Origin of the sequence: Pseudonocardia bannensis, assembly GCF_012911875.1 — a bacterium.
Taxonomy (GTDB): Bacteria; Actinomycetota; Actinomycetes; order Mycobacteriales; family Pseudonocardiaceae; genus Pseudonocardia; species Pseudonocardia bannensis.
Genome location: NZ_JAAXKZ010000063.1, coordinates 22,658 through 32,198, shown reverse-complemented (window position 1 = coordinate 32,198; position 9,541 = coordinate 22,658). Strand labels below are relative to the sequence as shown.

Annotated in this window: 6 protein-coding genes; all 6 read right to left on the bottom strand. The window is 74.0% G+C overall.

The features are described from left to right. Positions 1 to 367: 367 nt before the first annotated feature. The 6 genes from glmS to lipP1 all read right to left on the bottom strand — a co-directional run bounded on the left by glmS (position 368) and on the right by lipP1 (position 9,492). Positions 368 to 2,203, bottom strand: coding sequence for a glutamine--fructose-6-phosphate transaminase (isomerizing) (glmS, locus tag HF519_RS17290; RefSeq protein ID WP_169413994.1), 1,836 nt, complete (start codon positions 2,201 to 2,203; stop codon positions 368 to 370). A 40-nt stretch (positions 2,204 to 2,243) separates the two neighbouring features. After that, a complete protein-coding gene (locus HF519_RS17285) occupies positions 2,244 to 2,513 on the bottom strand; it encodes a hypothetical protein (RefSeq protein WP_169413993.1) in 270 nt (89 codons plus the stop codon). A gap of 79 nt (positions 2,514 to 2,592) precedes the next feature. Continuing rightward, positions 2,593 to 6,480 (bottom strand): ABC transporter ATP-binding protein, encoded by a 3,888-nt coding sequence (locus HF519_RS17280; protein ID WP_169413996.1) that lies wholly within the window; start codon positions 6,478 to 6,480, stop codon positions 2,593 to 2,595. Positions 6,481 to 6,696: 216 nt separating this feature from the next. Next, complete coding sequence (locus HF519_RS17275; protein ID WP_169413992.1) at positions 6,697 to 7,533, bottom strand: ABC transporter permease; 837 nt, start codon at positions 7,531 to 7,533, stop codon at positions 6,697 to 6,699. Then, positions 7,533 to 8,486, bottom strand: coding sequence for an ATP-binding cassette domain-containing protein (locus HF519_RS17270; protein ID WP_169413991.1), 954 nt, complete (start codon positions 8,484 to 8,486; stop codon positions 7,533 to 7,535). Before HF519_RS17270 ends, HF519_RS17275 begins: the two co-directional genes overlap by 1 nt. 76 nt (positions 8,487 to 8,562) lie before the next feature. After that, positions 8,563 to 9,492 carry a LipP1 family hormone-sensitive lipase gene (gene lipP1 / locus HF519_RS17265; RefSeq protein WP_169413990.1) on the bottom strand — a complete coding sequence of 310 codons (930 nt, stop codon included), beginning with the start codon at positions 9,490 to 9,492 and terminating at the stop codon, positions 8,563 to 8,565. Positions 9,493 to 9,541 lie beyond the last annotated feature (49 nt).

The window sequence follows — 9,541 nt, the reverse complement described above, 5'->3', positions numbered from 1 at the left end:
ACCCCTGACACCCAGACCCCGACCCGACCCGGACCACGACCGACGGTTCGGGACATGACCGGCGCCTTGTCGCTCATGTCCCGGACATAGTCATGGTCGGGCGGGGCCCGGCATCACCGGTCAGAGCCGAACGGCCGCCCGGCGGGGCGGTCCCAGACGCGACACGATCACTGGTCCGGCAGCACGACCGAGGCTCAGCGCCGCAGGCACTGCCGAAACAGTGATCACGCCCCAGCAGGGCGACGCCAGGTGGCCCGGCGCTGCCCACCGCAGAGGTGTGCGGAACGGGGTTCGGCGGAGCCCGGGCAGCCGGGCCGGATCCCCGACGATCGGAGTCCGGCCCGGCCACATCGGGATCCCGGACGCCTTACTCCACCGTGACGCTCTTGGCGAGGTTGCGCGGGCGGTCGACGTCGCGCTCCAGTGCCACCGCGGCGTGGTAGGCGAGCAGCTGAAGCGGCACCGACAGCAGGATCGAGTCGAGCTCCGGCTCGTTGCGCGGGATCACGATCGTCCGGTCGGCCAGGTCGGTGGGCAGCTCGCGGTGGGCCACCGCGACCACCGGGCCGCGCCGGGCCCGGATCTCGGCCAGCGTGGACGTGTTCTTGTCCAGCAGGTCGTCGTCGGGCACGACGGCGACGGTCGGCAGCTCGGGGTTGACCAGCGCGAGCGGGCCGTGCTTGAGCTCGGCCGAGGCGTAGGCCTCGGCGTGCACGTACGAGACCTCCTTGAACTTCTGTGCGCCCTCGCGCGCCACCGGGCAACCGCGCCGGCGCCCGATGAAGAGCACGCTGTGCCGCTGCGCCAGCTCGGCGGCGGTCTCGGCGATCCACCCGGTGCGCTTCTCCTGCTCGACGATCTCCGCGATCTGACCCGGCAGCGCGGCGAGGCCCGCGATGATGCGGCGGCCCTCGGTCGGGGACAGGTCGCGGATACGACCCAGGTGCAGCGCGAGCAGCGCGAACGCCACGACCGTCGAGGTGAACGACTTGGTCGCCGCCACGGACATCTCGGGGCCCGCGTGGATGTAGATGCCGCCGTCGCACTGCCGCGCGATGGTCGAGCCGACGACGTTGACCACGCCGATCACCCGGCCGCCCTTGCGCTGCAGTTCCTGCACCGCCGCGAGGGTGTCGACGGTCTCGCCGGACTGGCTGACCGCCACGTACAGGGTGTCGGGCTCCACGACCGGGTTGCGGTAGCGGAACTCCGACGCCGACTCCGCGGTCGCGGGCATCCGGGCCAGGTCCTCGATGAGCTGGGCCCCGAGCTCGCCGGCGTACGCGGCCGACCCACAGCCGAGGATCTTGACCCGGCGGAACTCCCGGGCCTCCCGGATCGACAGGTTGAGCCCGCCCAGGTGCGCGGTCTGGAACCGCTCGTCGAGTCGCCCGCGCAGGGTCCGCTCGACGGTGCGCGGCTGCTCCTCGATCTCCTTCACCAGGTAGTGGGCGTGGTCGCCGATCTCCGCCCCGACGACGTCCCAGTCGATCGTGGACGGGCTCTTGGCGGTCGAGCGGTCGTCGATGGTGAAGGTCCGGTAGCCGCCTGCGGTCAGCGTCGCGAGCTCGCCGTCGTCGAGGTAGACGACCTGCCGGGTGTACCCGACCAGCGCGGCGACGTCGGAGGCCACGAACATCTCCTTCTCGCCGACGCCCAGCAACACGGGGCTGCCGTTGCGGGCGACGACGATCCGGTCGGGGTTCTCGGCGTCGAGCACCGCGAGCCCGTAGGCACCCACGACCTGGCGCAGTGCCTGCCGCACCGCCTGCTCGAGGTCCTGCGCGCCGGCCGCGAAGGCCGCGGCGATCAGGTGCGCGACGGTCTCGGTGTCGGTCTGCGAGGTGAACTCGACACCGTCGGCACCCAGTTTGGCCCGCAGCTCATCGGCGTTCTCGATGATCCCGTTGTGAACGACGGCGATCCGGCCGGAGGTGTCGGTGTGCGGGTGCGCGTTCTCGACGCTGGGCTCACCGTGGGTGGCCCACCGGGTGTGCCCGATGCCGGGCGCGCCCTTGAACCGGGCCGGCAGGTCGGCGGCCAGATCGGCGACCCGGCCACTGACCTTGCGGATCTTCAGCCCACCGCGCCCGGCGACGGCCAGCCCGGCCGAGTCGTACCCGCGGTACTCCAGCCGGCCGAGACCTTCCAGCAGGATCGGAGCGGCGTCCTGCGCCCCGACGTATCCGACGATCCCGCACATGCTCGATTCCTCCGTGTCGATTCGTTCGGCACCGCCCGGATCACCCGTAGACGATGCGCCGGAGCTGGCGGGCGGACAGCACCGGCGGCGCGACCCGTCGCGTCGCCAGCTCCGCACCCAGCCGCTCGAAGATCCGGTCGTTGGTCAGACCGCGGCCCTGTAGCTCGCCGTGCCGGCGCCGCACGAACTGCTCGACCGGCTCGGCGAAATACCCGAGTACCTCGGCCACCACGCGGGCCGCCTCACCCGCACTGAGCGGGGTGCTGCGGACCAGATGAGCGATCAGTTCGTCGTGGGAGCCGGGGGGCACGGGATGACTTTGCCCGACGGACGCCTCCAAAGACAAAATCTCTGCCCGAAATCGGGCAAGATCAGCCCAAAGACCGAGGTCAGGCAGACCGAGCGCGGGTGCAGGAACCATCACCGTCGGTGCCGGCGGCCGGTTCGAGCTCCCCGGCCCGCCACAGCGCCGCGTACCGCCCGTCCGCCGCCAACAGTTCCGCGTGCGGCCCCTGCTCGACGATCCGTCCCGCCTCGAGCACCACCACGCGGTCGGCCCGCGCCGCCGTGGCCAGCCGGTGCGCCACGACGAAAGCCGTGCGCCTGCCCGGGCGCTCCGCCCCGCCGCCGGGCCCCCGGCCGGTCAGCCGGTCCCCCGCCGCCAGCACGGCCGCCTCGGTGGCGGGGTCGAGCGCGGCGGTGGCCTCGTCGAAGATCAGCAGGTCGGGGCGGACGAGCTCGGCGCGGGCCAGCGCGACCAGCTGACGCTGGCCGGCCGAGAGCCCCTGGCCGCGCTCGCCGACCGGGTGCCGGAACCCGCCCGGCAGGCCGCGCACCAGGTCCAGCGCGCCTACCGCCCGCGCGGCCCGTTCGACCTCCGCCGGCGTCGCGTCCGGGCGGCCGTAGGCGATGTTCGCGGCGACGTCGCCGGTGAACAGGTGCGGCTCCTGCGGGACCACACCGAGCCGCTGCCGGTAGTCGGCCAGCGGAAACCGGCGCAGATCCATCCCGTCGACCAGGACCGCCCCGTCGTCGACGTCGTAGAACCGGGCCAGCAGCTTGACCAGCGTCGACTTCCCGGCACCGGTCGGCCCGACCAGCGCCACGGTCTCCCCCGGTGCGACCCGCAGCGACACCCCGTCCAGCGCGGGCGCGTCGGCACCGGCGTAGCGGAACGTGACGTCGCGCAGCTCGACCTCGCCCCGGAGCCGTTCGGGAACCGCGACCGCGTCGCGGTCCGGGACGGCCGGCACCGACGTCGGGGTGCGGAGCAGATCGGAGATCCGGGTCAGGCCGATCCGGGCCTGCTGGTAGCCGTCGAAGACCTGGGACAGCTGTTGCACCGGAGCGAAGAACAGGCCCAGGTAGAGCAGGAACGCGGTGAGCACGCCGGGCGTCAGGTCGCCCTGGGCGACGCGCGCGGCCCCGACCCCGAGTACCGCGGCCTGGGCCACGTCGGACAGCAGCGCGACGAACGGGAAGTAGGTGGCGATGTAGCGCTGGGCTCGCAGCCGGGAGTTCCGGTACTCGGCGCTGCGCTGGCCGAACCGGTCGGCGCTGCGCTGCTCCCGGACGAACGACTGCGCGACCCGGACCCCCGAGACGTTCTCCTGCAGGTCGGCGTTGACGGCGCTGACCCGCTCGCGCGCCTCCGCGTAGGCCGCTGAGGACAGCCTGCGGAAGATCACCGTCGCCACGAGCAGGATCGGCAGCACCGCCAGCGCGACCAGTGCCAGCTGCGCATCGGTGATCAGCAACGCGACGGCCACGCCGAACACGGTCAGCAGGCTGACCACCGCCTGGGCGAGCCCGGTCTGGAGGAAGCTCGACAACGCGTCGACGTCCGTCGTCATCCGCGTCATGATGCGGCCGGACAGCTCGCGCTCGTAGTAGTCGAGCCCGAGCCGCTGCAGGTGCGCGTAGCTGCGGATGCGCAGCAGGTACAGCAGGCTCTCCCCGGCCCGGGACGTCACGACCGTCTGCGCCGCGACCACCAGCCAGCCGGCCGCGACCAGGCCGAGCCCGAGCAGCGTCGCGGTGAGCATCACCGAGCCGGAACCGGCCACGATCCCGTCGTCCACCGCATAGCGCGCCACGGTCGGGAAGGCCAGCGTGGTGAGTGCGTCCGCCGTGACCAGCGCGATGGTGAGCACCAGCAGCCCGCGCACCGGACGCAGCAGCCGGCGCAACCGGAATCCCGGGTCCGGCGCCGTGGGGTCGAGCCCGCCGAGCCGGGGCCGCTCGGTGGCCGGGGGCAGGGCGTCGACGGCGGCGAGCAGCTCGCTGGTGGCCGGGATGCCGCCGACCATCGCCGAGGCGCCGCCTCCGCCGCCGCGACCGGGACCGCCCCCGCCCATGGCGCCCGCCGACGCGGCGGCGGCCCGCAGCGCCCGGTCCGCGGGGGCGGCCGCGGCGACGGTGTCCGGGTCGGGCCAGAGCTGCGGAGTGACGCCCGGCTCGGGGGCCCGGCCGTTCGTCGTGTGGCGGGGGGCGCCGCCGGGGTCGACCTCGACCGGCGGCGGGTTCGCGACCTGGTGGGCCGGCGCGTCGATCGCCCCGCCCGCCATGTCCCCGCGCCCGTCGGTCACGGCGGCCGCGTCGACCGGCGCCGCGGCGAGCAACTCGCGGAACAGCGGGCAGCGGGCCGCCAGCTCGGCCTGGGTGCCGACGTCGACGACCCGGCCGCCGTCGAGCACGGCGACCCGGTCGGCCAGCGCCAGCGTCGAGCGCCGGTGCGCGACGAGCAGCGTGGTCCGCCCGGCCATCAGGGAGCGCAGCGTGCCGTGGATCGCGGCCTCGGTGGCCGTGTCCACCGCCGATGTCGCATCGTCGAGCACCAGCACCCGCGGGTCGGTGAGCATCGCCCGGGCCAGCGCGATCCGCTGCCGTTGCCCACCGGACAGGGTCAGCCCGCGCTCACCGACCTCGGTGTCGTAACCGTCGGGCAGCGACTCCACGAACGCGGCGATCTGGGCGGCCTGCGCGGCCGCGTGCACCTCGGCGTCGGTCGCGTCCGGGCGGCCGTAGGCGATGTTGGCCCGGATGGTGTCGGAGAACAGGAACGCCTCCTCGAACACCACCCCGAGCTCGGCACGCAGGTCGGCCAGGCGCAGCCGGGGCAACTCGACGCCGCCGAGACGCAGCACCCCGGACTGCGGGTCGTAGAACCGCGGGAGCAGCAGCGCGACCGTCGACTTCCCCGATCCGGCGGTGCCGATCAGGGCCATGGTCTCGCCGGGCTCGACGCGCAGCGACAGGCCGTCGAGCACCGGCTCGCGGCTGGTGTAGCCGAAACGGACGCCGTCGAGCTCGACCGACAGCGGGCCCTCCGGCAACGACTCGGGGTGCTCCGGGTCGGTCACGTCGGACTGCGAGTCGACCAGGTCGTAGACGCGCTCGACGCCGGCCCGGGCCAGCTGCGCGCTGACGATCAGCGAGCCCACCAGCCGGGCCGGGCCGACGAGCTGCGCGACGTAGGTGGTGAACGCGAGGAACGTGCCGAGGGTGATCGAGCCGTTCAGCGCGAGCACCCCGCCGACGCCGATCACCCCGACCTGCCCCAGCGTGGGCAGCGCGAGCAGCGTCGGGTTGAGCTTCGCGGTCATCCGGGCGGCCCGCATCCGCTCGGCGAACAACCGCCGGGCCAGCCGCTCCAGCGTGGAGACCTCGCGCGCCTCCTGCCCGAACCCCTTGACCACCCGGACCCCGGTGACGGTCTCCTCGACCTGCTGCGCGACGTCGGCCGCGCGCTGCTGCGCCGACCAGGTCGCCGGGAACAGCGACGCCCGGGACCGGTTGGTGAACCACCCCGCGGCGGGAAGCATGATCAGCGCGATCAGGGTGAGCAGCGGCGACAACCACAGCATCGCCGCCACCGAGGCGATCACCAGCACGACGGTGCCGCTGGCCAGCGGCACCATCGACAGCAGCGACTGCACCAACTGCAGGTCGGTGATCGCGCGGGAGACCACCTGGCCCGTGCGCATCGCGTCCTGGCGCTCGCCGTCGAGCCGCTGCACGGCGGCGAAGACCTGGCGGCGCAGGTCGTGCTGCACGTCCAGCGCCATCCGCCCGGCCAGGTAGCGGCGCAGGAACGACGCCCCGAACCGGATCAGCGCCAGCCCGATGATCGCCGCGACCACGGCACCCAGCACGCCGGTCGACCCGGCCACGGCGTCGTCGACCGCCACCTTGGTGAGCAGCGGGCCGACCGCCTCGAGGCTGACACCGAACACCGACGCCAGCAGCGCGCCCAAGGTGACGGCGCGGTGCCGCATGCAGGCGCCGACGAGGCGGCGGATCCAGCCCCGCCGCTCGGCGCCGTCGACGCCACCGGCAGAGCTGGAGTTCACCACCCGGTCAGGTTAGGCGCCACCCTCGACGCCCGCCGCCCCCTGAGACCCCGGCAACACCCCTGGGATGATCGACGGCGCGGGGCCGGTTGGACCGGAGGTCTTCACCGGCGCCTGATCCCACCTGGCGCGCGATCCGCGTCAGGTGACGTCCCGGCGGCCGCCGACCACCCAGCCGGTGGCGGCGGCCGCCGCGGCCCAGACCGCGAGCACCAGCAGCGCCACCCAGCCCGGCGGCGGCTCTGCGACCCCGACCAGCTGTTCCACGACGAGCGGGCCGTACCGCTCGCCCGCGAGCTCACGTGCGGGCAGGTCGTAGAGCGCGACGTCGCCCGCGTTCACCGGCAGGTACGCGGCCAGCCGGGCGAACGCCGACGGCTCCACCAGGCGGTCCCCGCCCGAGGTCAGCGCGACCGACAGCACGTTCTCCCCGGCCAGGATGTAGACGAGCCCGAGGACCAGCACCGCTACCTGGTTGGTCAGCACCGTGCCGAGGGCGACCCCGATCACCGACCACAACCAGCACACCAGCAGACCGGTACCGGCCACGGTGGCCAGCGCCCCGAGCGCCGGGGGCCAGGCGTCGCCCTGCCCGATCAGCCCGGCGACCAGGCCGAGCAACACGGCCGTCGCCGCGTAGCCCACCCCCACCACGCCGGCGGCCAGCATCTTGGCGACCAGGACGCGCCCCCGCCCGCCCGAGGCGAGGTAGGTCGTGGTGATCGTGCGGTGCCGGAACTCCCCGGCCGCCGACACGATGCCGTGTACCGCGGCGAAGACGCCGGTCAGCCCCAGGGCGTACGCCAGCGAGGCGAGCAGCACCGGCGACGGGTCGCCGCCCAGGTCGCCGAGCCCCATGCCGACGAAGCTGCCGAACAGGTTGATCGACACGGTCAGCAGGCTCACCGGGATCAGCAGTGCCCACCACAGCCGGGTCGAGGCGATCTTGCGGGCCTCCGCCCGCAGCAGCCCCGGCATCAGCGCGCCGCCGGATGCACGCCGGGGTCCTGCGCCGCGGCCGAACCGGCGCCGGTGAGCTGGAAGAACAGCTGCTCCAGGTCGGCCCGTTCCTCGACCAGCCCGTAGACGGCGACGCCGGCGGCCAACGCGGCGTCCCCCACCTTGACCGGATCGGCGCCCCCCACCGCGAGCCGGCCGTCGGGCAGGGTGTCCAGCTCCAGCAGTCCGCCGCGGGCCAGTTCCTCGGCCAGCCGCGCCGGGGACGCGCAGCGCACCAGCACCCGCGAGCGGCTGGATGCCCGCAGCTGGTCGAGCCCGCCCTGGTACACGCTGCGGCCGTGGCTGATCACGACGAGGTGGTCGGCGGTCTGCTCGACCTCGGCCAGCAGATGGCTGGAGAACAACACGGTGCGCCCGCTGCCGGCGAACCCGCGCAGGAACGACCGCAGCCAGGCCACCCCGGCCGGGTCGAGCCCGTTTCCCGGCTCGTCGAGCACCAGCGTCTGCGGGTCGGCGAGCAGCGCGGTCGCGAGGCTGAGCCGCTGCCTCATCCCCAGCGAGAAACCGCCGACCGGACGGCGCGCCGCGTCGGTGAGCCCGACGAGCTCGAGCACCTCGTCGGCCCGGCCGTCCGGCAGCCCGATCGCCGCCGCGTGCGCGCGCAGGTGTGCCCGCGCGGCCCGCCCCGGGTGGAAGCCCTGGGCGTCGAGGACCGCGCCGACCGCCCGTGCAGGCTGCTCCAGGTCGCAGAAGCGCGCGCCCCCGATCCTGGCCTCCCCGGCGGTGGGCGCGACCAGGCCCAGGACCATTCGCAGGGTCGTCGTCTTGCCCGAACCGTTCGGGCCGAGGAACCCGGTCACCACCCCCGGCGAGGCGGTGAAACTCAGGTCGGAGACCGCCTCGACGGAGCCGAACCGCTTGGTCAGCGCGTGCGCGGTGATCCGCCCGCCGCGCTCGTCGGTTGCCTGCACGTGCACGTACCCCCGGTCGTCGGCGCGCCACCCATCCTGCCGGAGCGGGACGGACGGCGCGCCGGGACCGGTGGCGTCAGGTCCCGAAGGCCGCCCGCAGGTGCGTCCCGGCCTGGTCGTAGACCCCGCGGGTGTGCTCCAGCGCGCCCAGCATCCAGAAGAAGCCGTGGATCATGGACGGGTTCTCGATGTGCTCGACGGCCACGCCCGCGTCCGCGAGTGCCTTGGCGTAGGCGTCGCCCTCGTCACGCAGCGGGTCGTAGCCGGCGGTGATGACGGTCGCGGGCGGCAGCCCGGCGAGCTCGCCGCGGATCGGCGAGACGTAGGGCTCCTCGGCCACGTCCGGGCTCTCCAGGTAGTGCCCGTAGAACCAGTCCATGGCCCCCTTGGTCAGCAGGTAGCCCTCACCGTTCTCGACCCGTGACGGGTACTCGCCGGCGCCGTCGGTGGCCGGGTAGATGAGCAGCTGGTAGGCCAGGGCCGGGCCGCCGCGGTCCTTCGCCATGAGCGCGACCACGGCGGCGAGGTTGCCGCCCGCGCTGTCGCCGGCCACCGCGATCCGCGAGGCGTCGATGCCCAGCTCGGCCGCGTTCTCGGCCACCCACTTGGTCGCCGCGTAGCAGTCCTCGGGCGCGGCCGGGTACCGGTCCTCGGGGGCCTTGCGGTAGCCCACGGAGACGACCGCGGCACCCGCGACGTTGGACAGCGTCCGGCACGGCTTGTCCGCGACCTCGATGTCGCCGATCACCCAGCCGCCGCCGTGGAAGTAGACGATCACCGGATGCGGGCCGTCGCCGTCCGGCCGGTAGACCCGGACAGGGATGTCGCCGGCCGGGCCGGGGACGGTCCGGTCGTAGACCTCATGGACGTCCTCGGGCTCGCCCTGCAGGCCGATGAACGCCAGGCCGGCGTCCCGCGCCTCGGGCACCGTCATCTCGTCGAAGCCCTTCATCCCCTGTGCGGCCATCGCGTCCAGGAGGCCCCGCGCCTGTGCATCGAGCGTCATTGCTCAACTCCAGTCCGTTTGTTGGTTGCGGAACAGCAACGACCACAAG

What these genes read in the sequence shown, in the direction of transcription:
- lipP1 (WP_169413990.1), bottom strand. Translation starts at nt 9,492, where the DNA reads ATGACGCTCGATGCACAGGCGCGGGGCCTCCTGGACGCGATGGCCGCA.
- HF519_RS17280 (WP_169413996.1), bottom strand. Translation starts at nt 6,480, where the DNA reads ATGCGGCACCGCGCCGTCACCTTGGGCGCGCTGCTGGCGTCGGTGTTC.
- HF519_RS17275 (WP_169413992.1), bottom strand. Translation starts at nt 7,533, where the DNA reads ATGCCGGGGCTGCTGCGGGCGGAGGCCCGCAAGATCGCCTCGACCCGG.
- glmS (WP_169413994.1), bottom strand. Translation starts at nt 2,203, where the DNA reads ATGTGCGGGATCGTCGGATACGTCGGGGCGCAGGACGCCGCTCCGATC.